This is a genomic window from Micromonospora sp. WMMC264, from assembly GCF_027497275.1.
In the GTDB taxonomy this organism is placed as follows: Bacteria; Actinomycetota; Actinomycetes; order Mycobacteriales; family Micromonosporaceae; genus Micromonospora; species Micromonospora chalcea.
Window position 1 is genome coordinate 1,542,704 of the sequence record NZ_CP114907.1, and the last position, 24,540, is coordinate 1,567,243.

The following is a 24,540-nucleotide window of genomic DNA, read 5'->3' on the forward strand; positions in this document are numbered from 1 at the left end:
CGTGCGCTCCCAGGGCTTCAGGGCCGGGGTGCATCCCGTCGAGGCAGATATATGCCTTCTGGTTGTTAAATGCGCGTTACGAACAATTGTTGGCGGTTGCATCTGGAGTGTCAAGACATCGACGCGCATCGCATTCGCGGTGGCCTCGGCCCGCCGGCCGCCATCGGGTGCGGCGACCAGACGCTCGGAGGGTGACGGCCTTCACCTGCGCGGGCTGGCCCCGCGATCGCGCATAGACCTGCTTCCGCGGCGTGTTCGGCCCCGGGTCTGCGCGATCCAACTGGTAGCCAGCGCTGGGGCGGTTCCGGTATCGAGGGCGGGCCGGTAGCACTCCAGATTGGCGTCGCGCGCGGTGTCGGTCGTTTGGGCTGCTGCGGTGGTTGCCGGGCGGATGAGCCGTGGTTGGCGTCGGTCATCGCGATGATCGCCGTTTCGCGTAAGGTCCTCACATGCAGCCGAGGGCGTTCGAGCAGCACATTGCGGTGTTCGGGGAGAGCGGTAGCGGCAAGACCGTTCTGCTCTCGTCGTTCTACGGTGGCACGCAGGAGCCGCAGTATCTGAAGAGGAGCCTGTTCCACGTCCTGGCGGAAGACATCGGCCAGGGTAACCGGCTGCACAAGAACTACCTCGGCATGAAGGACGAGGGAACACTGCCGCTCACCACCCGTTTTGCCGCCACGTCGTACGCCTTCAAGGTGCAGATGAAGGACGGATCAGATCCCGCGGCGGTGAAGTCCCGGCCGTTCGACGTGCTGCGGGTGGTCTGGCACGACTATCCGGGGGAGTGGTTCGAGCAGTCCGTGCAGAGTCCCGAGGAGGCTCAGCGCCGCGCCGACACCTTCCGGTCCCTACTGAGCTCGGACGTCGCCCTGCTGCTGGTGGATGGCCAGAAGCTGCTCGACAACGCGGGCGAGGAGGACCGGTACCTCAAGTCTCTGTTCAGCAATCTCCGAAATGGCATCCTGTCGCTACGGGACGAGCTGATCGAGGACGGCAAGCCGCTTGCCCAGTTCCCCCGGATCTGGGTGATGGCGCTGTCGAAGGCCGACCTTCTTCCGGACATGGACGTGTACAGGTTCCGTGATCTGCTCGTGGCCAAGGCATGCGACGAGCTCGAGCAGTTGCGCGAGGCGATCGCCGGGCTGGTGGAGGGTCGCGAGGCGCTGTCGGTGGGCGAGGATTTCGTGCTGCTCTCGTCGGCGAAGTTCGAGCCGGGCAGGATCACGGTGGCCGAGCGCGTCGGGTTGGATCTGATCTTGCCGCTGGCAGCCGTCCTGCCGTTCGAGCGTCATCACCGGTGGCGCGAGTTGACACAGCTTCCGGCACGCCTGTTCGAGGGCCTTCTCGGTCGTGCCGACGATCTGGCACTCGCGTTGCTGGCCAAGACCAAACTGCCCGGCCCGCTCGGTCTGCTGATGAATATCGTCGGTCCGGACCTCGTCAGCAACGCGGCGAAACTGGCGGGGGACAAGCTGAGGGCCGTCAATGCCGAGGCGCTGTCCAAGAAGGAGTTCCTCTCGGCCACACTGACCGGTTTCCGGATAGACCTGGAGAAGGGCGAGGAGAACCAGATCCTGCTCCGGAGTGTGCGATGAGCCTCATTTGGGCCACCCGCGGCCGAGTGTGGGGCTTCCGTTTCCTGCTCACCGGCGGGTTCCCGGACCCTCTTCCGGAGTACGAAGCCGCTTTCGCGGGTGCTGGCGACGCGCCGGAGATCTGCCACGCCGTCGGGGACAGGGTGGCGTTGCGCATCGCGGATCCGCTGGGGCGTCAGGACCAGTCGGGTCGGCTGATTCCGCACGAGTTCGTCATCTGCGGGCCGCAGGCCGAGGAGATTCGCTCGGTGGCGGACGGCCTCGCGTTGGTGTGGCCGCAGGTGGCTGGGGAGTTCGAGCGAGTCTGGGAGTTGCCTCGGCCGCCTGTCTGAAGCCGTTTGCGGGCCTCTCGGTCGCGCCGGAGCTCAGCGATGTCGGCGTCATGCGCCTGCGGGCTCGGGTCGACGTCGTGATCCATTGACGCGCATGGTTCCCCAGCGGATCGCCGCCGGCCTCCTGTTGCTGATCGGGCTTCTTGCACCTTTCTGTTCCTCGACGAACTCTCCGAACCGGCCGAGTCGGCGGTCGCGATCGGGGGCGCGGCGTGCCTGCTGGCAGGGGTGTGGCTGTGGTGGCGCAAGCCGGCGGACCGGCCGTCCGCGCCGTCGACCGGCGACGATGAGGGGTCGTGACAGGGGGCGGCAAAGGGGCTGGCGTGCTCGGCGGGCGGTCCCGGCTCAGGCGTCGGATACTGGGTCGATGACCAACCCCGACCTCGATCCCGAGGTGTACCCGCCGATCGACCCGCGTGAGGACGTGCCGGACGATCCCGGCGAACTCCTCCCGGACACGCCCGGCGAACTGCCCGAGGCGCCGGTCGAGCCGATGCCCGACGACGGGGAGCCCGGGGGCGTACCCGAACCGGCCTGACCGGCCCGGCGCCGGGGTGCGATAAATCGACGATGGTGGATAATCTTGCGGTGACCGGCGCGCGGACCGCAGGGGAGACCGGATGAGAATCGTCGACGCCCGGGTGATCGTGACCTGCCCCGGCCGGAACTTCGTGACCCTGAAGGTCGTGACCGACGCCGGCGTCACCGGCGTCGGTGATGCCACCCTCAACGGCCGGGAACTGGCCGTCGCGTCCTACCTGCGCGACCACGTCGTGCCGCTGCTGATCGGGCGTGACCCGGCCCGGATCGAGGACACCTGGCAGTACCTCTACCAGGGGTCGTACTGGCGGCGCGGGCCGGTCACGATGAGCGCCGTCGCCGCCGTGGACACCGCGCTGTGGGACATCAAGGGCAAGGTCGCCGGGCTGCCGGTCTACCAGCTGCTCGGCGGCCGGTCCCGCGAGGGCGTGACCGTGTACGGGCACGCCAACGGCGAGACGGTCGACGAGGTGCTGACCGAGGTCGCCCGTTTCGTCGACCTCGGCTACCGCGCGGTGCGGGTGCAGTGCGGCGTGCCCGGCCTGCCCCGGACGTACGGCGTCAGCGCCGACAAGATGTTCTACGAGCCCGCCGACGCCGCGCTGCCGACCGAGACCACCTGGTCGACGGAGGCGTACCTGGCCCACGTGCCGAGCGTGTTCGCCCGGGTCCGCGAGGAGTTCGGGCCCACCCTCCGGCTGCTGCACGACGTGCACCACCGGCTCACCCCGATCGAGGCGGCGCGGCTCGGCAAGAGCCTGGAGCCGTACGCGCTGACCTGGATGGAGGATCCGGTCCCGGCGGACCTGCAGGAGGGCTTCCGGCTCATCCGCTCGCACACCACCACGCCGATCGCCGTCGGCGAGGTCTTCAGCAGCATCTGGGACGCCGCCCAGCTCATCCGGGAACAGCTCATCGACTACGTCCGTACCACTGTGGTACACGCCGGCGGGATCACCCACCTGCGGCGCATCTTCGACCTCGCCGCGCTGCACCACGTCCGCAGCGGGTCGCACGGCGCCACCGATCTCTCCCCGGTCTGCATGGCCGCCGCGCTGCACCTGGACATCGCCATCCCCAACTTCGGTCTGCAGGAGTACATGCGGCACACCGAGGCGACGGACGAGGTGTTCCCGCACGGCTACCACTACGACGGCGGCTACCTGCATCCGGCCGAGACTCCGGGGCTCGGCGTGGACATCGACGAGCAGGCCGCGGCCCGCTACCCGTACGCGCCGGCCTACCTGCCGGTGAACCGGCTGACGGACGGCACCGTGCACCCCTGGTGAGCGCGCCGGCTCAGTGGATGCGGCGACCGTGCGCGTCCGGGATCCCGGACTTGCGGAAGAAGTACGTGTTGATCTGGTCCCGCCACTCGACGGCGCTGCGGAGCTGCTCGTCGAGGCGTTCCGCCACCCGGTCGTGGACGGCCGGGTCGACCGCCCCGGCGACGAGCCGCCACCGTGCCCGCATCGCCATCACCTCCTCGACCCCGGCGAAGTGCGTGTCGTAGATGTGCTGGATCACGGTACGGCCGTTGTGCAGCACGTGCCGGTAGGGCACGTGATGGAAGAACAGCAGCAGTTCGTCGGGGCAGCGCTCGCGTGACTCGTACACCTCGGACCACGGCGGCGGGTACTGGCCGGTGAAGCCGGTCCCGGTCGCCCGGGTCCGGTCCACCCCGACGCCGTCGCGGTCGGCGAAGTGGTAGGTGCCCCACGCTGTGTACTCGTAGCCGTCCACGTCCGGGCCGTAGTGGTGGCCGGGCCGCACCATGAACCCGACGCCGAGCGGGGCGGTGTAGCGCTCGTAGGTGCGCCAGGAATCGTCCATGATCGCGTGCATCGTGCGCCGCAGCGCTTCCGGGTCGCCGGAGGTCACCGGCAGCCACGTCAGGTCGATCCACTCGTCGAGGATCGCGCCGGGATCCAGCAGCGGATCCCAGGCGAGCCGGCCGAAGGCGTACAGGTTCGCCTGAGCCAGCGGGTGCCCGGTCCAGAACGGGTCGTCGCCCACGTTGGACACGGCGACCAGGCCGCCACCGGCGCCCGCCCGTCCGGCCGCAATGTCGGCGATCGTGTCGCCGGCCGCGCCCCGGGGCCGGAACCGCAGCACCTCGCTCCACCAGGGTCCGAGGTAGCAGACGTGCCGCTGCTGGCCGGTGTACTCCTGCGTCGCCTGCACCTCCACCGCCAGCCGGGTAGCAGGCATCGCGGCGAGCACCGGGGACACCGGTTCGCGTGGCTGGAAGTCGATCGGGCCGAACTTCACCTGGACGATCACGTTGTCGGCGAATCGTCCGTCCAGCGGCGCGAAGTGGTCGTGGGCGGCCCGGGCCCGGTCGGTCGACCGGTCCCGCCAGTCCTGGTGGTGGTCGTAGACGAACGCCCGCCAGCGCACCACGCCTCCGTGTGGCGCGAGCGCCTCGGCGAGCAGGTTCGCGCCGTCGGCGTGGTCGCGCCCGTACGCGAAGGGGCCGGGCCGGCCCTCGGAGTCGGCCTTCACCAGGTAGCCGCCGAAGTCGGGGATCCGCTGGTAGACCCGCCGGGTGGCGGCGGCCCACCAGTCCCGTACGCGCTCGTCCAGCGGATCGGCGGTGGGCAGGCCGCCGAGGGCCACCGGGGCGGCGAAGGTCACCGCCAGATGCACCCGGATGCCGTACGGGCGGAACACCTCGGCGATCTCCGCGACGTCACCGAGCCGGTCGGTCAGCAGCAGTGCCTCGGTGTCGTGCACGTTGACGTTGTTCACGCAGATCGCGTTGACGCCGCAGGCGGCGAGCAGGCGGGCGTAGTCGCGGAGCCGGGCGGGCTCGTGCCGGGCGGCGCCGTCGCGCCAGAACAGGGAGCCGCCGGCGTAGCCCCGCTCGACCTGGCCCGACACCGGGTGCAGGGCCACGTTGTCCCAGTGGTCGAGCATCCGCCGGTCCAGTGCCGGCCGGTGCCGCCGCGCCGGAAGGTCGTCGTGGAAGGCCGCCGCGCCGAGCCGGATCACGTGGAACATCCCGTACAGCAGGCCGGCCGGCGCGTCGGCGAGGACCACTGTCACGCCGCTGGCCCGCGTCAGCAGGTACCCCTCGTCGCCGAGGGCGCCGTCGCCGGTGCCGTTCACCGCCGGTGTCGCGCCGAGCCGGACCGTCTCCGCCGCCGCGTTCGGCACCGGGCCGGCGCCGCGCAGGGCCAGCACCAGGTCGGCGTCGACAGGCCACGGTGGCCCGTGCCAGAGCCGTCCGCCGTAGCGGGCGCAGGCCCGGCTCACCTCGCCGAGGACGGTGTCGACCAGGAGCCCGTCGCCGTGCACCAGCACCGGCCGGGAACCGAGCTCACGGAACGCCGCAGTCGGTAGCCAGGCGGCATGCCAGGCCGACTCGCCGCTGTCGGCCGACAAGCGGCCGGTGACCGGGACGCTCACGCGGTGAACTCCGCCCGGATGTCGTCGATCATGGGAGCACCGATCCGCAGCAGCGCCAGCACCAGGAGCGCGGCGAGCAGGGCGAGCACCGCCTCGGAGAACACCGCGGTGACGCCGGCGGCGGCGACCAGCAGCGCGACGTTGCCGATTGTGACGCTGGGCTTGCGCGCCACGTAGTACACGGCGAGCCGGAGCACGTCGCGGGTGCGGAAGGTGAACAGCGAAACGATCACCAGCGCGTTGACCCCGACCAGGATCACCCCCGCCCCGACCACGACGAGCGGCACGGCCCACCAGCCGGGGACGGCGGCGGCGGGCAGGTTCGCCAGGTTGACCGCGATGACTGCGAGCCACAGCAGCGTCGGCGCCCAGACGCGCAGCACGCCCGCCAGGTTGGCCCGGTAGGCCCGGCGGAACGCGGCGGCGGGACGGAGATCGGTCAGGTCGGGGCGCTGGTGCCGCAGCGTGTGCAGCGCGGCCGAGACGGCCGGACCGACCGGCAGCGCGGCGGCGGCGACCAGCGGAAGGTTGCTGCTGTCGCGGTCGAGCAGCACGAGCACGGCCAGACCGGGCAGCGTGCTCACCAGGAGCAGCAGTTCGACCACGAGCAGGGTGTGGACCGTCGCGGCGGCCCGCGACAACGGCCCGTCGCCGAACTCCCGCAGCCCGCCGGTCGCGCCGGTCACCGTCGGTCCTCGTGCGGGTCGAGCAACCTGTCGTCCCACCACGGCGGCGTCTCGTCCACTACCGGGGTCAGCTCGGCGAGAGTCACCTCGTGCCGGGCGAGGACGAGGTCGAGGTCCGCCCGCCCGCCCGCGACCGGCACTGCGCGATGGGTACGGGCCGGCTCGGCGGCCTCCCGCAACGCGTCGAGCTGCCGTGGCCGGGGTGAGTGCGGGCTGCCCATCTCCCGCCAGGCCGCGAAGGCGTTGCCGGCGTCCTCACTCACTGCCGAGCGGAGCAGGAACGCCGACGCGGTGCCCGGCGGGCCGATCGGAACCGACAGCGACAGGGTGTGCCGCTCGGGTACCGGCTCGCGGCCGGTGACGTCCACCGGGGCCCAGGCCAGGACCGCGACCCGGCCGTCGGGGTGCCGGGTGACGAGATGGTCCGGCCCGCGCGCGAGCACCTCGTCGCCGAGCCGGGCCATGAACGCGTACAGATGGTAGGTGGGTTTCTTGATCTGCCGGTGGGTGAGCAGGCCGAAGCCGCCGTGCAGCGGCGCGGTCGGCACCCCCTCCTCCTCGAACACGTCGCTGAAGGTCCAGTAGGAGAAGGAGTCGACCAGATCCCCGCCGCCGGCCAGCACCGGAGCGAGGTAGGCGGCGTGGAAGGGCGTGTCGTGGATCGGGTTGTCCGGCCGGTAGGAGGAGTTGAACTCGGTGATGTGCACCGGGTGGTCGGCCAGCGCGGTGCCGGCCAGGTGCCGGCGGGGCGCGGCGAACTGTTCCAGCAGCTCCGTGGCCGGAGCCAGGGTCTGCCGGGTGCCGAACGGCAGGTGCCGCGCCGGGCCGGAGGTGTAGGCGTGCCGGCTGACGAAGTCGACAGGCACGTCGCGGTCGGTGACGAACTCGGCGAACGGCTTCAGCCACTCGTCGGCGCCGGGGGACAGGGCCGGGCCGCCGACCTGGAGCGCCGCGTCGACGTCCTTGACGGCGTGCGCCGAGACCTCGTACAGGCGGTGGTAGGCGTCCTGGTCGGCGCGCGCCCAGAACGCCGGCAGGTTGGGCTCGTTCCACACCTCGATCGGCCAGCCGCGCACCTCGTCGAGCCCGTACCTGTCGACCAGGTGGGCCACCGTCGCGCGCACCAGGTCACCCCATTCGGTGTACGACCGGGGCGGCGTCACGTTTCCCCGCCACCAGAACACGGTCTGGTCGCCGGAGGCGAGCGCCGAGGGCATGAACCCCAGCTCCACGAAGGGCCGGATGCCCAGCGCGAGGTACGCGTCGACGACCTGGTCCACGTAGGTGAAGGCGTGCCGCACCCGGCGCTCGCCCCGGTATTCGTACGGGCGGTGCACGCCGACGCCGTCGCTGAGCAGCCCGTGGCCGCGGATGTGCCGGAAGCCGATGTCCCGCTGCACCAGCGCCAGCGAGTCCTGATAGTCACGTCGCAGAGCCAGGTCGAACCGGCCGGTGCCGACGCAGGTACGCCAGGCGTCGGTCAGCCGGCCGGCAGGCCGGTCGGGGACGAGGAGCCGCGTCATCCGTGGTTCTTGCGGTACCGGTCGTACGCCTTGTTGACCAGGTCGATGTAGGCCTGCGCGTTCTTGCCCTTCAGCTCCGAGACGTAGGCGTCCCACTCGCTCAGCGGCCGCTGGCCGAGGGCGAACTTCAGCGTGTTCTGGGTGACGTGGTCCTTCAGCGCGGTCGCCCACAGCGTCGTCTGCTCCCGCTCGGAGTCGCTGAGCGGCGCCGGTGGCGGAGTCACCCAGGGCGCGGCCTTGCGGGCGTTCATCTCCTTCTGGAACTCTAGTTCCTCGGGCGAGAAGAACGACTGCACCAGGTCGAGCTTGCCCCCGTAGGCGAAGACGCCGTTGTAGAAGCCGAAGTCCTTCTGCAGGTGCTTGGTGCCCTTGGGGTTGAGGCCGATGACGTTGACGTCCGGGGCGAGGGTGCGCTTGCCCGAGCCGTCCTTGGTGTACGTGGTTCCCTCGACGCCCCACTTGGCGAACTCCTGGCCGGCGTCGGAGTACCAGAGCCAGTCGACGAACTGCATCATGGCCACGAAGTTCTTGCCGTCGCGCGCCTTGCTGGAGATCATCACGCCGTTCTCCAGCCGGGTCGCCGGGTTGACCGCTCCGGCCGGCCCGACCGGGAAGAGGATCTTGCCGAGCCGGGCGTTCGGGTTGATCTTCGCGATGTCCGGGCGGTAGTCGTTCACCAGGGTCTGCGCGTTCGTGCTGATCACGAAGGACTTGCCGCTGGCGAGCTTCTGCCGGGCCTGGTCGTCGGTCTGGGTGAACGTCTCCGGGTCGAGCAGCCCCTCGGCGACCAGCTTGTGGAGATACTCCACCACCTGCCGGTAGCCGTCCGAGGCGCCGGTGAAGACGTACTTCCCGGCCCCGGAGTCCCAGCTCGTCGGCTGGTAGTTCCAGCCGGCGCCGGGCAGGCCGTGCGCGAGGGCCAGCATGTTCAGCAGGTTGCCGGCCGGGTTGGGCTTGCCGAACCGGTCGGAGAACGGGATGACGTCCGGGTGGGCCGCCTTCATCGCCTTGAGCATGGCGTACACCTCGTCCCAGGTGGTCGGGGACGGGATCTTCAGCTGCTCCAGCACGTCGGTGCGGACCGCGAGCGTGTAGTCCTGCCAGGGCTTCTCGTGCAGGCCGGGCAGCAGGTAGAACTTGCCGTCCTCCTGCCGGAGCGTGTCCATCTCCGGCTGGAGCTTCCACTTCTCGATCTTGTCCTTGAAGTGCGGCATCAGGTCGAGGTAGTCGCTGACCGGCAGGATGGCGCCGGAGGAGACGTACGAGTTCTCCTGCGGGTGGTAGGTCTTCGGGATGATCATCGGGGCGTCACCGGAGCCGACCAGCACGCTGCGCTTCTGCTCGTAGTCGCTCAGCGGGACGGCGACCGGGTCCAGCTTGACGTTCGTCCGCCCGGCCAGCTCGGTCCAGAACAGCCACTCCGGCTTGAGCGGGTAGTTCGGGTGGTTGTTGTAGAGGATCGAGAACGTGACCGGCTCGGTGGCCTTGAACTGGTCGCCGATGCCGTACTTGTCCATCGCGCCCGTACGGTTGCGGTCGAGGTCCTTCTTGTCCGGGGTGTCGTCGCCGCAACCCGCCAGGGCGACGACGGCGGCCGCGCCGCTGGCGAGCAGTACCTGGCGCCGGGACAGCTGGGCCATGGGTTCTTCCTTCCGGTGGTGGGGTGGTGGTGCGGGCGGCGGCTATCCCTTCACGGCGCCGAGCATGATTCCGGAGACGAAATAGCGCTGGATGAAGGGATAGACCGCGAGGATCGGCAGGATCGTCAGCACGATCGTCACGGACTGGATGGTGGCGGCGGACTGGACGACGTCGCCGGCGCTGCCGAGGCCGCCGCCGGTCTGCGTGGCGTCGGTCGCGCCCGCGATGAGGTTGCGCAGATAGACGGTCACCGGGAGCAGGTCCTGCCGGTCCATGTAGAGGAACGCGGCGAACCACGAGTTCCAGAACGAGACGGCGTAGAACAGCACCATCGTGGCGACCATCGCCTTCGACAGCGGCAGGACGATCCGCAGCAGCGTGCCGTACGTGTTCAGCCCGTCGACGGCGGCCGCCTCCTCCAGCTCGACCGGCAGGCTCTCGAAGAACGCCTTCATCACCAGCAGGTTGAACACGTTTATCGCGTTGGGCAGGGCGATCGCCCACACCGTGTTCTTCAGCCCGAGGCTGGTGACCAGGACGTAGTTGGGGATCAGGCCGCCGGTGAAGAACATGGTGAACACGGCGATCCCGACCAGCGCGGTCCGGCCCCGCAGGTGCCGCTTCGACAGCACGTACGCGTAGCAGGTGGTCAGCACGACGGAGACGAGCGTGGCGACCACCGTGTAGAAGACGGTGTTGCGGTAGCTGACCCAGAACGTCGGGTCCGACGTCACCACCCGGTACGCGGTCAGGTTGAACCCCCGCGGCACGAGGTTCACCTCGCCCGCGACGATGTACGCGTTGTCGCTGAGCGAGCGGGCCACGATGGTGAGGAACGGATACAGGGTCACCACCACGACGCCGGTCAGCACGAGGGCGTTCACCACCTGGAAGACCCGGTAGCCGCGGGTGGGCCGGGGGCCACGCGGCCGGGCCGCCGGTTTCCGTGTATGGGCCTGGGCGCGGGCCTGCGTGCTCACCACAGGCTCGTCCCCACCGTGCGCCGGGAGATCGCGTTCGCCGACAGCACCAGCGTCAGCCCGATCACGGACTCGAACAGGCCGATGGCGGCGGCGTAGCTGAGGTTCCCGGAGACGATGCCCACCCGGTACAGGTAGGTCGAGATCACGTCCGCCGTCGGGTAGGTGAGCGGGTTGTACAGCAGCAGGATCTTCTCGAAGCCGACGGCCATGAAGGTGCCGATGTTGAGGATCAGCAGCGTCACCATCGTCGGCCGGATCCCCGGCAGCGTCACGTGCCAGGTCTGCCGCCACCTGTTGGCGCCGTCGATGCGGGCCGCCTCGTACAGGTCGCCGTCGACGGTGGTGAGCGCGGCGAGGTAGAGGATGGTGCCCCAGCCGACGGTCTGCCAGACCTCGGAGGAGACGTAGATCGTCCGGAACCATCCGGCCTGCTGCATGAACGCCACCGGCTCGCCGCCCACGGCACGCACCATCTGGTTCACCGTGCCGTCCACCGACAGCAACTGGAGGACCATGGCGGCCACGATCACTATCGACAGGAAGTGCGGCAGGTAGGACACCGACTGGACGAACCGCTTGAGCGCGCGGTTGCGCACCTCGTTGAGCAGCAGCGCGAGCACGATCGGCAGCGGGAAGCAGAACACCAGCGTCAGCGCGCCCAGCACCAGCGTGTTTGTGAACACGCTCCAGAAGGTCGGGTCGGTGAAGAACAACCGGAAGTACCGCAGCCCGGTCCAGTACTCGCCGAAGAGGCTGCCGCCCGGCTGGAAGCGCCGGAACGCGATCACGTTGCCGAGCATCGGCAGGTAGCGGAACGTCAGGAAGAACAGCAGCGGCAGGACTGCGAGCGAGTAGAGCTGCCAGTCCCGGCGCAGGGCCCGCCGCCAGGGCGTACGGCGACTGCGCGGGGTCGGGGCTGCCAAGCTCGTCCTCCCCCTGACCGTCGGCCGGAACGTTTCCGGTAATACGTCGTAAGCCTTTCGGAAATTTATGGGTATCGTTATCTTCGTGTCAAGAGCGTCGATTGATATCTCCCTCGGCCAGCTCCGCCGCTACACGCCGGCTGTCGTCGAGCCCGCCGACTTCGACCGGTTCTGGCGGGCCACCCTCACCGCCGCCGCGGCCAGCCCGGTGCTCGTCGACGTCCGCCCCGAACCCACCGACCTGCGGCTGCTCGACGTGTGGGACGTGACGTTCGCCGGGTTCGCCGGCGAACCGGTGCGGGCCTGGTACACCCGTCCCGCGGGCGTAGCCACGCCGCTGCCGGCAGTCGTGGAGTACCCCGGCTACGGGCGCGGCCGGGGCCTGCCGGGGGAGCGGCTCACCTGGCCGGTGGCGGGTTACGCCCACCTGCTGGTGGACAACCGGGGACAGGCCGGCCTGTACAGCCGCGGTGACACCCCGGACCCGCACGACGCTCCCGGCGGGCCCAGCCCCGCCACGAGGGGAATCCTGTCCCCGGACGACTACCACTACCGCCGCCTGATCACCGACGCGGTCCGCGCGATCGACGCCGTCCGCGTACTGCCCGGGGTGGACCCGGCCCGCGTCGCCGCGGTGGGCAACAGCCAAGGTGGTGGACTCGCGCTCGCGGCGGCGGGCCTCGCCGACGGCCTCGCCGCGCTCCTGGTCACCGCCCCGTTCCTGTGCGACATCCAGCGCGCCATCGAAGTGACCGAGGCGTCCCCCTACGGCGAGATCGCCCGCTACCTCGCGGTGCACCGCGAGGCCGAGGAGCCGGTCCGGCGCACGCTGTCCTACGTCGACGGCGTCAGCTTCGCCCGGCGCGCCACCGCCCCGGCGCACTTCGGGATCGGTCTGCGCGACGAGGTCTGCCCACCGAGCACCGGCTTCGCCGCCTACAACCAGTACGCCGCCGCGAGCGGATCGGCGGCGCCGCTACGGGAGATGCACACGTACCCGTTCAACGGCCACGAGGGCGGGGAGGCCGTCCACGTCCGGCGGCAGCTGCGCTGGCTGGACGCGGTGATCGGTTCCGCCGGGACGGCGGCCGGCTGACGGACCCGCCGGACGTCCGAGGTGTCACTTGGTATTGGCGTCTCCTCCGGTGACCACCGACAGGGTCGGTGTTGGCGGCAGCATCCTCCGCCGGCTGATGTCGGAGATCAGGTTCGAAGAATGACCTGGCAGGCCGTGAGACAACGTTGCCCGGCCAGCTCCCTGCTGGGGGTGAGATCAGGTTTGCGCCACCTGGGCTGGGGGGCAAGCCTGGTCACAGTTGACCCAAGCGACGGTGCCGAACCCGGGCAGGATCTGGTGCGCTGATGATGCGGAAGGTGGTGTATCCAAAGCGCCACGTCCAGAATTCGCAAGAGGCTGACAGTGGCCGGGAGGGCGGCGCGGATGCGCAGGCGAGCTAGTTCTTTGCGCAATAGGCCCTGCTCTGCGGAAGGGCGGCAGCGTAGCCGCAGCCAGACATGGTCGGGTCTACCGAACAGACAAGCGATGACCTGGTCGTAGGCGGGGATGAGGTGGGGACGTTTGCGGACCATGAGATTGCCGGAGATGACGTAGTCGATCCCGGGTTGTTCGTCGAGTAGGTGCCACGCCCGATCAGTAGCCCGCCCGTCTGCGACAAGCGTAGCGGAATTGTCTGCACCCAACTCGACATTGGTGGGTATTACGGCGAGCAACTCACCGATACGCCTGCCCAGTTCTCCCTCGAGAAGTCTAATGGCGGCTTCGGCCGGAACCATTTTACCGACAGCATCTGCACTGCAACGAGGTCGTTCGCGCCAATCAGGTCCTGCGTATTTGGCACGGTCGCCGCCTCCACCGAGAGAATCTAACCTACGCCCGCTGTGCAGGCGAGGTCCGTTGTCCTCAAAGGAGGCTCTCAGGTTGCTAATTACAGACTCGGCGGGAATGGTATCGAGTAGAGGGTAGTCATGCGGCGTAACCTATCGATCGCTGCAAGCGCGCCCCACCTCGGGCGCAGCTTTCAATGTCGGCGGGAAAGGACGTCTCTCGCACTGTCACTTACTCCTAGTTTTGCTTGTCGACGATCGCAGCGTTTCGCTGAGAGGTCACCTTGGCCTCGAACAAGACAAGACGCTTGTCGCCGCCGACGGCCGATTCGGGCGCGACCAGACGAAACGCCAAAGTCACCTGGTGAGGCTGGAGTTCATCATTCTCCTGGCCGGTGATAGATGACTGGCCTTCCTTTGCCCGGTCAACAATTGGGTAGATCAGAATCGAACCTGACCGGGGCTCGACATGCTGCCTCGCATGTTCGTCACCGATCGCCGCATCGTTCCAACCTTTGCCACCGGCTGCCAGTACGCGTTTGATGACTTCCCCGGGGCCTCGGTGTTCAAGCTTGCTGATGCCGCCGTAGTAATCGGGCTTCTGCCGAGTTCTGGTGTGGACGCTGATTGGCTCGTGTCCCAGAATCCGTCGGTTGGCCGTTGAGCCCTTATGCTGCGGCAGGATGACGACCCAGCCACTGATTTGCTCCGGGGTGAGCGAGCTGAGCCACCGTAGATCAGGGGTCAGCGCGTCGTCGGTTGCGAGGCGAAGTGATTGCATGACGCTGAGCAGGACCGGATGGCTGACCCTGCCGATCCAGGCGTGGTAGTTCCAGCTTTCGGGTGTTTTCTCTGACTCGGCACTGTCAGGCTTCGCAGCGTTGGGCAGCTCCCCATAGAGGTGGGCGTAGGTTTTCGCGGCGTCGAGTAGCGGCTGGAAAGCCCTGGTGTTGGACTCGATCAGCTTAGGGTTGGACGGCCACCGCCTCGGCTCGACGGCGATGCCTGGCGATCGTCGTTCGGCGAGGTCGGCGTTGTACATCTTGTTGGCTGCCGTGGGCTTGAGCCAATCGAGGTGCTGGGCAACGAGAGGTGGCACCTGAGCCGGCGTGAGTTGGGATTTACCGTCCACAGGTGTGGCGTACCGGCGGAGCTCGGCTCGGAAGTGTTCCTCGTCGCGGCAGCTTGCTTCGAAGGCTGTGTGCAGGGACGGGGTGATGTAGAGGCGGATGAGGTCACGGTAGTGGGGTCGGAAGCCGAACCACCGGCCCATCTGCATGAGGGTGTCTTGCTGCTTGGTCAGGCGCCGGTAGTACGAGATGGTGAGCCCTTCGACAGTGAAGCCACGAGCGAGGCTGTTTCCGCCGACGAGGATCTTCCAGACTCCCCGTTGGTCGAAGTCAATCTGCTCGTTCTCAAGGCTTTTCTCGCTGTTGACAACGATGACCGGGTCACCCCCCTGGCCGATGTCGCGGACCGCCTGAGCGACGTACGGCGTCAGCTCTTCGTAGGTGTCGGGGATGCTGTCTTCATATGCAAACGCTTGACTGACCGGGCGGATGTCTTCGTCGTAGAGCGTGCGTAGCCGGTCAGCGCTGGCCGGCGCGAAGTACCCGCCGGTCTCCCACAATTTGCGAACTTCCGCCGCTTTGTCGCTGTGAACGGCGCGTTGCATGGCGTGATGCACCAGCATGGTGTGGTGTCGGAAGACTCCCTCGCCTCGGTCCTGTCGATAGAGCTTGAGCGCCCCCGTCAACACGAAGGCGTCGATGGCCTCCCGGAGGTGGGATTCGTCATCCGGATCGTCCGGTAGCGGACGTACGTGCGCCTTCTCCTTAGAGCTTGCGAAGTCGTGTTCGGTGTCGTCGAGGTCGGCGTCGAGGTCATGGAAGTCCGCGGCTCCCATGTATCCCGGTGGCCGGTCAAGGGAGATGATGAAGTTGCTCGGAAAGATGTCTTCCGTGTCGCTGGGGTCGACGAAGACGTTGGCGAACGGTGTCGCGGTGTAGCCGACGTACTGAGCACGCGGCAGCAGTGTCAGCAGCTCGCTGATGCGCTGGTTGATGCTGGTCCGCTCTTTTTGGTCCTTCTCCCACTTCTTTGGGTTGCTGGTGTTCGGAGACGCTTGGTCGGACTCGTCGTCGATGATCACGACCGGGATGTCGGCGAGACGTGTGGTGATCTTGCGTAGGTCTTTGACCAGCTTGGTCAGCACGAGGTTGTTCTTCTTCACCACGACCAGGCGCGCATGGCTGCCCCGAAGATTGACGTCGTCATACAAGGGCCTGGTGCGGTCAGGCCGCTCGAAGTCAAGGGCGCTGATGCCTTGTTGCAGGCTCCGGTAATCGAAGTCTCGCGTGGTGAGGCGGACGATGTCGGGTTGGCCGACGTCACTAGGTAGGACGCCATGCCGGACAAACTTGCCGTCACGCCAATCTCGGTCGGCGTGGTAGTCAAACGCTTCGGTGTCGTGCTCGCTGATGCCCCGCAGCAGGTTCTCACGGCCGACAAGCTCCATGTCGAGTCGGCGCTGTGTCTGGGTTCGTAGCAGGTTCGCGCTGCCGCTGAGAACGATGAAGAGCCGGTAGCCAGCGTCGATGGCCTTGGCGATGACTCCGGTGAAGTTCGCTGTCTTGCCACTCTGAACGTAGCCGACGACAAGGCCCTTCGCCTGGTGGCGTTTGGCGCCGGTGGGGTCCGCTAGGCGCTCCACGACCTTTGTCGTGGACGCGTCGAGCGCGGCCACTGCTTTGGGGTCGAAACCGCGCGCGTGTAGGAGGTGGTTCCGGTAGTGGTCCCAGTAGAAATTACGCTCGCGGCGGATGCTCTCGGTGTACCAAGGTGTCCAATCGCCATCGATGACGGTGCTCTCGGTCGACGCGATGGGCACTAGTTCAAGCAGCAGCGTAGATGCTTTGTCGTCGAGGCCCAGCAGCGAGGTTATCCGGGACCGCCGTTCGGGGGTGTTATTGCGGGTGCCATCAGTCCAGGCGACGTCTTCGGCGGCGTCCCAGGTGGCAAGTCGTACGGCGAGGTCTATGCGGAGGCTGTCGTTGGGGTCTACCGCAGTGAGGTAGGCACAGAGGTTGTCGTCGGTGCACATGGCAGGGTCGTCCGTGAGGGCAGACGCCAACGCATGTAGGCGGCGGGGTCCGCGCAGGTCCATGGCCTTGAGCGCTTCTCGGTAGCTGGTCGCGAAGGGTTCGGTCATGGGTGCACCTCAGTGGCGATGATGTCGGCGAGTGGCTCGGGGACGGGGGCGCCTGCTTCTTGGTGTGTCAAATCGATGCGGTATCTGACGTCGGTGACGTGGCTGTAGTCGAATCCCGTGTAGGCGAGTTGCTGTGCGGTAAGTCTCGGGAAGTCTTCGGCAACGAGAAAGGCGCGTGAAGGAGTTCGTCGCCGCCAGCGCGTGGTGCAGAGCTCATCAAAGGGTTCTGCCCAGCCTGCCGCTGCGAGTTTGGCGTCGAGTTCGACGCCGGCGGCTGAGCCGGCGGCGCTGTCCCGGGCAGCGGCTACGAGTTCGCTCAACCTCCACCCCTGTCCCGGGCCGGCTTCGGTCAGCTGATGGGAGACGAGCCACAGCGGCGCCGATAGTGTCGCCTGCAACTGCGTGAGCGAGCCGATCCAGTGCGTCCGGCTCTCCGACGCGGTGGTCTTGACCTCGACGTCGAAGTCCTCGATGGCGAAGTCGTGTTCTTCGCCGTGTGGTCCGCGCCAGGCCGAGACAGCAACCTGCGGTCCGAGCCGTTTGGATGCTCCAATTAACGTCAGTAGCTCGCCGCAGAGGCCTAACTCACGCTCCCGGGAGATCGAGCGGCCCCGCCCCATCAGACGTGTGAGTAGCCGAAGTGTCTCCGTGACGGCGCCTCCGAATCCTTTGCCATCCAGTCGGGCTCGGTCGGCTACTGCGCAAAGTATGGGGTAGGCATCCACGAAGAGTGACGGGTCTGTGATCACGACCTGGAGGAAGCCGGGATCACGGGGTGCTGGCCGCACGCTGAGATGTTCGAGGCGAAACCGTGGAACGGCCTCACGATCAGCAAGGGGCCCCTGCAGGGTGATGGAAGGACGCCCTGGATCAATGGTGAGGGTCAGCGAAGGTTCTTTGCCCATCGGAAGCGCCATCGGAACGCCGGCAGCGAGGTACTCGCGGAAGCCAGCGATGCTGAGGTGCTGTCGGGTCATGCGGTCGTGCCGCGGGCGTGCTGGGACCGGGCTGCGCTTGTCAGGATCTCCTGCCACATGGCGATGTTGTCCTTGTCTTTGGCCCCGAGATACTCACCTTCGAACACGTCCTCGACCAGGAGGTAGAGCAGCGCCTTTACCAGCGGAGCATCATTCAGCCCACCGCGCCCACTCCCCACCACAGCCGGGCGGTAGCGATCGTTCAGCCACAAGGTGCGGTTCTCGCGATCCACAGCGAAAAACTCAAGGCTCTGGAACCGGTGCCACCTGATGTCGATCGGGTCTTCGCCGGGCATGAACGGGACCTCCTCGCTGATCGCCCTCCTGGTGAGAGGGTCGAATCCTTTGCCGGGAGGAATCATCTTGCGTCGGTCTCGGCGGCGTTCCCGTGATCGTTTGTAGGTGCCTTCGGCATCCCGAAGGTAGGAGGCCATACGAGCGCCGTCGGCGTCGCGAGCGGCTTCGGCGAGGTGGGCGAAGTCGGGCCCGACCGTCACTCGTGACTTCTCGGGGTTCATGGAGAAGAGCCCCGCGATGTCATCGTTGATGTCGATCGCGACGCGGGCGAGCTGCAGCCGCGGATCGACGGCGGTGAGGCCATCCCAGCCGCCAGCCTGCAACAACCGGTCGGCTCGGTAGAAGTACAGGCCCTGCCGCTCTATGGCACCGCCTGGCAGGCGGAAGTTCGGGGACTTGGAGCGGCCGGGCCAGACGTGGCAAGTGAACTCAATCCTCTGGCTGTTGCGTTCCGCCACAAGGGTCTTCGGGTAGTCCGGATGGCCGGTGTGGTGGTAAGCGAACGGGTCGATCGGCTCGACTTCGAACTGGGCGCCGACCACGGAACGATCGGCGTCGGCGACGTCGACGGCGATTCGTAGGGCCCCCCGGTCCAGGAAGCGGTGAAGCACCAGCCCAAGGTGGTCAAGGATCTTCGATATCGTCGCGCTTAAGAACGCTTGCACGCGGTCCGGATCGTCCGTCACGGTGAATCCAGTGATGTCATCCCAACGAATAACGGTACGACCCCCTCCGCCGGCTGTCTTGAAGCCCCAGTCTTGACCCAGCTCCTCGTTGACGAAATCGGACGGTACGATGTCGCATCGGAAATTCGAGACGTCATCTAGTGACCATCGGCGACCGTTGATTTCGCTGACCGCGGAGCGGCTGAACACTGAGAGTCGACGGGCTTGACTAAACGATGCAGCCTTCATTCCGAGACCGAACTTACCCAGGCTGCCGGTCTTGTATTCACGACGTCCACCGACGGTCATGGCCGAGTCGATGAGATCGGAGGAGATGCCGTGGCCATTATCGGCGACGTACAGGGAGCGCAGGCGACCGTGGCGCTGCACGAATCTGATGACTACTTCGCTTGCTTCGGCGTCAATAGCGTTGTCCACGAGATCCGCTAGAGCGGTCTCTATTCGATGATTGCGTCCAAGGCCGTCAAGCGCATGCGGGTCAGGCGGCAGGCTTACCGAGCCACTTGTTGGAATATCTTCTCGCCACGTCGACAACTCAGACCCCGCCCTGCTTGCAACGCGCATCTTGCCTAGATGCGACGTCTGAGCCTACGCGCCACGCCTGAGGCGCGCATCGGCCAATCGGCCGAGTCAACTCCATAGCTAGAAGGCTGCTCGGAATGCTGTGACCAACCGAGCCAAGCTTACATCGAGCAGCTCATCCGTCTCTGGGCGTACGACGCATCCTTGAAGTGGCCGCGAAATTGGTTCTTCTGCTGCGCATGTTGAGGGTTCCAAGAGGACGGGCATGACTCGGCCGGCCACGACAGTGAGCCGTTTTCATCCTGAGTAGCGGCTGGTCTCGACGCGGTGCAGGACGAGGATGGCCTGCACGATCGCCGTAGCGCGGCGGGGACAGCAACGCAGCTTGGTCAGGATCTTCCAGGTCTTCAGCGTGGCGATGGCTCGTTCGCCGCGGGCGCGGAGCCGGGCATGACCACGGTTGACGGCCCGCTGGCGGCGGGACAGCTTCGGTCGGTATCGGTGGCGCTTGAACGGCGTGCGCACGCTTCCGCCGGCGCCCTGATAGCCCTAATGGGTGAAGGTCATCACGTCTGCCGTGGTCAGCGCCTCGATGATGCCGTGGGTTCGGGCTGCGGTCAGGTCATGGACTGAGCCGGGCAGCGCTAAGGCCTAGACGAGCCGGCCAGCGGCATCGGCGATGACGTGCACGTTCACATCGTGGTGCTTGTGTTTCCCTGAGTAGTACGGCTTCTGGTCAGCGACCCGGTCGATGGGAATCAGGGTGCCGTCCAAGATCGCGTACGCCAGCCGGCGGATCCGTTCCATGGCGGTGGCCAGGTCATCGGCGGCCGTCGCGAGCAGGGATATGGCTTCCTGCACGTAGCGCCAGGCGGTGGCGACGCCGACCTTGAAGCCGGCCGCGAGTCGGGTGAAGGTGTCGCCGTTACGCAGATGGGCCAGAGCGAGCAGCGCCTGCCGGCCGGGTTCGAGGCACCGTCACCGTGATCGGCGCTGCTTGCGGTGGCCGCGCATGCGGTCTGCGGGGTGGTTCAGGGTGCGGCTGGACAACGGAATCGTGGCAGGGTAGGAGAGCAGGGCGAGGCTCCCGGTTGGGGCTTCTAGTCTTGGTCGACAGCTGTCCTACCTGGAGCCTCGCACCCGTCGATCATCGGGCCTGCCGCACCCGTCCTGAGCTGCAACATGATTTTGGAAAAGGCTCGTTGATCTCGGAGGCTTTGGTCAGGCAACCTGGCGGGCATGAAGGCCGGCAACTCCGCAATGGCCTGCGGACCAGGCGGTGCTGAGCCGACCTCGGCTAGATCAAACGGCGCCGTACCCGCCACACCACCACGCCGATCAGGATCGCCGCGACCGCGACGAACACCGCCGCCTCGATGAGCTGGAACGTCCAGAACCGGTCGGCAGGGTGGTAGACCCCGAACCGCTGGATGCCGCGTTCGTGCAGGAACTGGCTGAGGTTCGTGCCGGCCTGGTTGGCCGCGTCCTCCAGTTCGTAGTACTCCGTCGAGCTCAGCCTGCGCCCGGCGGCGTCCGCGTAGCCGCGTTCGATCACCCAGTCGGCGACGCCGGCTCCGGCCTGACCCTTCGTGCCGCCGGCGGGGACCGGCTCCATGGTGGTGAGCGGCGTGGCGTACGCGGGACGGGCCAGCAGCGCCACCGACATCCGGGCGGCGAGGAACGCCCCGAACGCGACGCCGAACGCGGGCAGGCTGCGCCGCAGGATCGCCCCCGCGGCGGTGGCGACGCCGAACGCGAACAGCGCGTACGCCAGCGGAACGAGCCCTTCCAGGTCGAAGGCGTCGTACTGGAACCGCCCTTCCCAGGCATCGAACGGCTGCCGGAACCAGGTGAGCACGGCGGTGAACATGCCGGTGAGCGCGACTGTGACGCCGGCCAGCGCGGCGAGCTTGGCCGCCAGCCAGCGCATCCGCGGCACGGCCTGGGTCCAGGCGAGCTGCCAGGTGCCGTCCTCCAGTTCGCGGGCGAGCAGCGGCGCGCCGAGGAACGCGCCGATGACGACGGGCACCAGGTAGAAGGCCGCGAGGAGGTTCTCGACGTATCCGTACTCCTCGTCGAGCCGGCGGAAGGCGGCCGTGCACGTCTCGCCGGCGCCTGCTGTTCCCGCGCACCGGGCGGGGCCGCCGGGGAACAGGTCGTGGGCCTGCGTCCCGAGCACGAGCAGGGCGATGCCGAACACGCCGAGAAGCAGACCGAGGACACAGACCTCGGTGCGGTGCTGGCGCCAGATCAACCACGTCATGCCGCCACCTCCGACGGGACCGCGGCGCCCGGCTCGGACGGCCGGCGCAGGTACGCCAGCACCAGGTCCTCCAGCCCGACCGGCTGGGCCTGCCAGCCCGGCGCGGCCGGGATGCCGCCGTCGCGTACCAGCAGGGTGGTGTGCCGGTCGCTGTGGACGGCGTCCACGACGGCGCCGGCCCGGTCGAGGTCGGTGGCCGTGCGCGGGCCGACGAGCAGCCGGTGCTCGGCGAGGAGGGTGTCGATGTCACCGGTGAGCGTGACCCGGCCGTGGTTGAGCACGACCAGGTGGTCGCAGACACGTTCCAGCTCGTGCACGACGTGGGAGGAGAACAGGACCGTCACCCCGCCGTCGGCCACCGCGCCCATGAGGACCTGCAGGAATTCGCGCCGGGCCAGCGGGTCGAGGCTGGCCACCGGCTCGTCGAGGACGAGCAGGTCCGGCCGTTTCGCCAGGGCCAGGGCCAACGCGACCTGGGCCTGCTGCCCGCCGGAGAGCGAGCCGGCCCGGCGGTCCAGCGGGATGCCCAGCTTCGCCAGCCGGCGCTCGGCCAGCCCCTGGTCGAAGCGGAGGTTGCAGGCCCGGCCGAAGCGGAGCATCTCGGCGACGGTGAAGCGCTTGTACAGCGGGTGGTCCTGGGCCAGGAACCCGATCCGGGACAGGGTCTGCGGGGTGCTGGCGGTGACGTCGTGGCCGAGGACCTCGACGGTGCCGGTGCTCGGCGCCAGCAGTCCGACGATCAGGCGCAGCAGCGTGGTCTTGCCCGCGCCGTTCGGCCCGACCAGGGCGATCACGCCGCCCGCCGGCAGGGTCAGGGTGCAGTCGCGCAGCGCCCAGCCCTTCCGGTACCGCTTGCCCACGCCGTCGGTGCGCAGCGCGATCTCGGTGTCTGTCACGCCACGTCCTCGTTTCTCGTCTGCTGGTGGACGGAGGTGAAGAGCGCGTCGACCGCCTGCTCGTCGAGGCCGGCCTCGTAGGCGCGGCGCAGCCACGTCGCCAGGCCGCGGCGCAGCGACGTGTACGTCGACGGCGACATCGCGGCCGACTGCTGCTCGGTGACGAACGTGCCCTGGCCGGGCCGGCCGGTGACCAGGTTCTCCTGCTCCATCTGCCGGTACGCCTTGGCCACGGTGTTCGGGTTGATGGCCAGGTCCTCGACCACCTCGCGGATGAGCGGGAGGCGGTCGCCGGGTTGGAGGAAGCCCAGCAGCACCGCCTGGCGAACCTGCTGGACGAGTTGCAGGTACGGCGGCACGCCGGAGTGGGTGTCGAGCCGGAAGACGAACACGGTGTCCCTTCGCTGCTTTACTAGTACCGTAGTAAAGCAGCAGGTGGGCGGTCAAGAAGGGCGGGTTGGCCGCGGCTGGGGGATCGACATGATCGCCGATGGCTGTATCGTTGCCGACGCCGCATCCCGCAGGCCGCTTCCACCAAGGACGACCATGACCGCCTCCACCGTCACCGCCGTCATTGACCTCGACCTGACCGGCCCCACCATCTCCCGCCACGTCTACGGCCACTTCGCGGAGCACCTGGGACGCTGCGTCTACGGCGGCTTCTGGGTGGGGGAGGGCTCCGCGACCCCGAACGAGGGCGGGATCCGCCTCGACGTGGTGGAGGCGCTGCGCCGCATCGGCATCCCGAACCTGCGCTGGCCGGGCGGCTGCTTCGCCGACGACTACCACTGGCGCGACGGGATCGGCCCGCGCGAGCTGCGGCCCCGCATGGTCAACTCGCACTGGGGCGACGTGGTCGAGGACAACTCCTTCGGCACGCACGAGTTCATGGCGCTGTGCGAGCTGCTGGGCGCGGATCCGTACGTGTCCGGCAACGTCGGCTCGGGCAGCGTGCGGGAGATGTCCGAGTGGGTCGAGTACCTGACCCGCGGCGACGACTCTCCGATGGCCGCCCTGCGGCGGGAGAACGGGCGCGACGAGCCCTGGCGGGTCCCGTTCTGGGGACTGGGCAACGAGGCGTGGGGCTGCGGCGGCAACCTGCGCGTCGAGCAGTTCGCCTCGCTGGCCCGCCAGTACGCCACCTACGTCCGCGACCACGGCGACAACACCGTCTACCGGATCGCCGCGGGCGCGAACAGCGACGACTACCACTGGACCGAGACGTTGATGCGCTCCTTCGACGACCTGGCAGCGCCGGACTCCCGCGCCTGGCCGTTCCAGGCCGTCTCGCTGCACTACTACACGATGACCCGGGGCTGGTCGTCGAAGGGCGCGGCGACCGGCTTCGACGAGGAGGAGTGGTACCTCGCGCTGCGGAACGCGACCCGGATCGAGGAGCTGGTCTCACGCCACGAGGCGGTCATGGACCGCTGGGACCCGCAGCGCAAGGTCGGCCTCGTCGTGGACGAGTGGGGCACCTGGTGGGACGTGGAGCCGGGCACCAACCCCGGCTTCCTCTACCAGCAGAACACGCTGCGCGACGCGCTGGTGGCCGCGGTGCACCTCGACACGTTCCACCGCCACGCGGCGCGCGTCGTGATGGCGAACATCGCGCAGACGGTGAACGTGCTCCAGGCCATGATTCTCACCGACCCGGAGACGGGCGCGCTGGTGCTCACGCCCTCGTACCACGTGTTCGCGATGAACCGGGCCCACCACGACGCGGCGTCGCTCGCGGTGACCTTCAAGGGCGAGGTCCCGGTGCGCGAGGTGGCGGGGGATCACCTGGCGACGCTCTCGGCGTCCGCCTCGACGCGCGGCGACACGGCGCTGGTCTCGCTGTCGAACCTCGACGCGCGGCGTCCGGTGACCGTCGTCCTCGACCTGCGCGGACGGGACGTCACCGCCCACCGGGCCACGATCCTGACCGCCGACGCGCTCGACGCGCACAACACGCCGTCGACCACGGGCGTCGCGCCCCGCGAGCACGCCGGGGTCACGGACCACCCGCGTGGCCTGGAGGTCGAACTGCCGCCGCACGCGTACGTCACGGTGGCGCTCGACCTCGCCTGACCGCCGGACACACGGCTCCGCGCACGGCCGCGTGACGACAGCGGTCTGGTGACGCCTGCGTTCCTCTCCTCACTCCGGCGCCTGGGGCCAGGAAATTGCCAGTGACCTCGGTCGATCGAGTTCGCCCAGTGGCGCG

18 protein-coding genes and 1 pseudogene are annotated in these 24,540 nt (G+C 68.2%); 6 read left to right on the forward strand and 13 right to left on the reverse strand.

The annotated features are described in order from the left end of the window. The first annotated feature begins 449 nt into the window (after positions 1–449). The 4 genes from O7542_RS06380 to manD all read left to right on the forward strand — a co-directional run bounded on the left by O7542_RS06380 (position 450) and on the right by manD (position 3,756). The gene (locus O7542_RS06380; protein WP_281605853.1) at positions 450–1,595 is read left to right on the forward strand and encodes a hypothetical protein; all 1,146 of its coding nucleotides are present in this window, start codon (positions 450–452) and stop codon (positions 1,593–1,595) included. After that, a complete protein-coding gene (locus tag O7542_RS06385; RefSeq protein WP_281605854.1) occupies positions 1,592–1,927 on the forward strand; it encodes a hypothetical protein in 336 nt (111 codons plus the stop codon). Before O7542_RS06380 ends, O7542_RS06385 begins: the two co-directional genes overlap by 4 nt. A gap of 367 nt (positions 1,928–2,294) precedes the next feature. Continuing rightward, a complete protein-coding gene (locus O7542_RS06390; protein WP_013287071.1) occupies positions 2,295–2,465 on the forward strand; it encodes a hypothetical protein in 171 nt (56 codons plus the stop codon). 82 nt (positions 2,466–2,547) lie between these two features. Beyond that, positions 2,548–3,756: a D-mannonate dehydratase ManD gene (gene manD, locus O7542_RS06395; protein WP_281605855.1), complete on the forward strand. Its 1,209-nt coding sequence runs from the start codon at positions 2,548–2,550 to the stop codon at positions 3,754–3,756. Positions 3,757–3,766: 10 nt separating this feature from the next. Here manD and O7542_RS06400 read toward each other — a convergent pair whose 3' ends face one another. Genes O7542_RS06400 through O7542_RS06425 form a run of 6 tightly spaced genes read right to left on the reverse strand, consistent with a single transcriptional unit; the run spans position 3,767 to position 11,634 of the window. Then, entirely contained in the window at positions 3,767–5,878 is a 2,112-nt protein-coding gene (locus O7542_RS06400) for an alpha-glucuronidase (RefSeq protein ID WP_281605856.1), read from the reverse strand. After that, complete coding sequence (locus O7542_RS06405; RefSeq protein ID WP_281605857.1) at positions 5,875–6,564, reverse strand: hypothetical protein; 690 nt, start codon at positions 6,562–6,564, stop codon at positions 5,875–5,877. Before O7542_RS06405 ends, O7542_RS06400 begins: the two co-directional genes overlap by 4 nt. Next, complete coding sequence (locus O7542_RS06410; protein WP_281605858.1) at positions 6,561–8,087, reverse strand: xylan 1,4-beta-xylosidase; 1,527 nt, start codon at positions 8,085–8,087, stop codon at positions 6,561–6,563. The genes O7542_RS06405 and O7542_RS06410 overlap by 4 nt, the downstream gene beginning before the upstream one ends. After that, positions 8,084–9,727 carry an extracellular solute-binding protein gene (locus tag O7542_RS06415; RefSeq protein WP_069088313.1) on the reverse strand — a complete coding sequence of 548 codons (1,644 nt, stop codon included), beginning with the start codon at positions 9,725–9,727 and terminating at the stop codon, positions 8,084–8,086. The genes O7542_RS06410 and O7542_RS06415 overlap by 4 nt, the downstream gene beginning before the upstream one ends. Before the next feature lie 42 nt (positions 9,728–9,769). Beyond that, entirely contained in the window at positions 9,770–10,708 is a 939-nt protein-coding gene (locus tag O7542_RS06420; RefSeq protein ID WP_281605859.1) for a carbohydrate ABC transporter permease, read from the reverse strand. Continuing rightward, a complete protein-coding gene (locus tag O7542_RS06425; RefSeq protein WP_064445469.1) occupies positions 10,705–11,634 on the reverse strand; it encodes an ABC transporter permease subunit in 930 nt (309 codons plus the stop codon). The genes O7542_RS06420 and O7542_RS06425 overlap by 4 nt, the downstream gene beginning before the upstream one ends. Before the next feature lie 67 nt (positions 11,635–11,701). On the opposite strand from O7542_RS06425, the gene O7542_RS06430 reads away from it, so the two are divergent. After that, complete coding sequence (locus O7542_RS06430) at positions 11,702–12,730, forward strand: acetylxylan esterase (RefSeq protein ID WP_281605860.1); 1,029 nt, start codon at positions 11,702–11,704, stop codon at positions 12,728–12,730. A 987-nt stretch (positions 12,731–13,717) separates the two neighbouring features. Here O7542_RS06430 and O7542_RS06435 read toward each other — a convergent pair. The 7 genes and pseudogenes from O7542_RS06435 to O7542_RS06465 form a co-directional block, all read right to left on the reverse strand. Beyond that, entirely contained in the window at positions 13,718–16,690 is a 2,973-nt protein-coding gene (locus O7542_RS06435; protein ID WP_281605861.1) for a Z1 domain-containing protein, read from the reverse strand. Then, positions 16,687–17,667 carry a PD-(D/E)XK motif protein gene (locus O7542_RS06440; RefSeq protein ID WP_281605862.1) on the reverse strand — a complete coding sequence of 327 codons (981 nt, stop codon included), beginning with the start codon at positions 17,665–17,667 and terminating at the stop codon, positions 16,687–16,689. Before O7542_RS06440 ends, O7542_RS06435 begins: the two co-directional genes overlap by 4 nt. Then, positions 17,664–19,214, reverse strand: coding sequence for an ATP-binding protein (locus tag O7542_RS06445; RefSeq protein WP_281605863.1), 1,551 nt, complete (start codon positions 19,212–19,214; stop codon positions 17,664–17,666). The genes O7542_RS06440 and O7542_RS06445 overlap by 4 nt, the downstream gene beginning before the upstream one ends. A 255-nt stretch (positions 19,215–19,469) precedes the next feature. Beyond that, a pseudogene (locus tag O7542_RS06450) lies at positions 19,470–20,249 on the reverse strand (transposase family protein). Between the two features lie 220 nt (positions 20,250–20,469). Continuing rightward, positions 20,470–21,435 carry an ABC transporter permease subunit gene (locus O7542_RS06455; RefSeq protein ID WP_281605864.1) on the reverse strand — a complete coding sequence of 322 codons (966 nt, stop codon included), beginning with the start codon at positions 21,433–21,435 and terminating at the stop codon, positions 20,470–20,472. Further along, positions 21,432–22,331, reverse strand: a complete 900-nt coding sequence (locus tag O7542_RS06460; protein WP_064445472.1) for an ABC transporter ATP-binding protein — start codon at positions 22,329–22,331, stop codon at positions 21,432–21,434. Before O7542_RS06460 ends, O7542_RS06455 begins: the two co-directional genes overlap by 4 nt. After that, complete coding sequence (locus O7542_RS06465; protein ID WP_043322934.1) at positions 22,328–22,723, reverse strand: GntR family transcriptional regulator; 396 nt, start codon at positions 22,721–22,723, stop codon at positions 22,328–22,330. Before O7542_RS06465 ends, O7542_RS06460 begins: the two co-directional genes overlap by 4 nt. Positions 22,724–22,877: 154 nt before the next feature. Between O7542_RS06465 and O7542_RS06470 the strand changes: the two genes are divergently transcribed. Then, a complete protein-coding gene (locus tag O7542_RS06470; protein ID WP_069088315.1) occupies positions 22,878–24,404 on the forward strand; it encodes an alpha-L-arabinofuranosidase C-terminal domain-containing protein in 1,527 nt (508 codons plus the stop codon). The last annotated feature ends 136 nt before the right edge of the window (positions 24,405–24,540 follow it).

Coding starts and splice junctions, on each gene's coding strand:
- O7542_RS06380 (WP_281605853.1), top strand. CDS start 450: ATGCAGCCGAGGGCGTTCGAGCAGCACATTGCGGTGTTCGGGGAGAGC.
- O7542_RS06385 (WP_281605854.1), top strand. CDS start 1,592: ATGAGCCTCATTTGGGCCACCCGCGGCCGAGTGTGGGGCTTCCGTTTC.
- O7542_RS06390 (WP_013287071.1), top strand. CDS start 2,295: ATGACCAACCCCGACCTCGATCCCGAGGTGTACCCGCCGATCGACCCG.
- manD (WP_281605855.1), top strand. CDS start 2,548: ATGAGAATCGTCGACGCCCGGGTGATCGTGACCTGCCCCGGCCGGAAC.
- O7542_RS06410 (WP_281605858.1), bottom strand. CDS start 8,087: ATGACGCGGCTCCTCGTCCCCGACCGGCCTGCCGGCCGGCTGACCGAC.
- O7542_RS06415 (WP_069088313.1), bottom strand. CDS start 9,727: ATGGCCCAGCTGTCCCGGCGCCAGGTACTGCTCGCCAGCGGCGCGGCC.
- O7542_RS06430 (WP_281605860.1), top strand. CDS start 11,702: ATGGGTATCGTTATCTTCGTGTCAAGAGCGTCGATTGATATCTCCCTC.
- O7542_RS06435 (WP_281605861.1), bottom strand. CDS start 16,690: ATGACCGAACCCTTCGCGACCAGCTACCGAGAAGCGCTCAAGGCCATG.
- O7542_RS06440 (WP_281605862.1), bottom strand. CDS start 17,667: ATGACCCGACAGCACCTCAGCATCGCTGGCTTCCGCGAGTACCTCGCT.
- O7542_RS06445 (WP_281605863.1), bottom strand. CDS start 19,214: ATGCGCGTTGCAAGCAGGGCGGGGTCTGAGTTGTCGACGTGGCGAGAA.
- O7542_RS06455 (WP_281605864.1), bottom strand. CDS start 21,435: ATGACGTGGTTGATCTGGCGCCAGCACCGCACCGAGGTCTGTGTCCTC.
- O7542_RS06470 (WP_069088315.1), top strand. CDS start 22,878: ATGACCGCCTCCACCGTCACCGCCGTCATTGACCTCGACCTGACCGGC.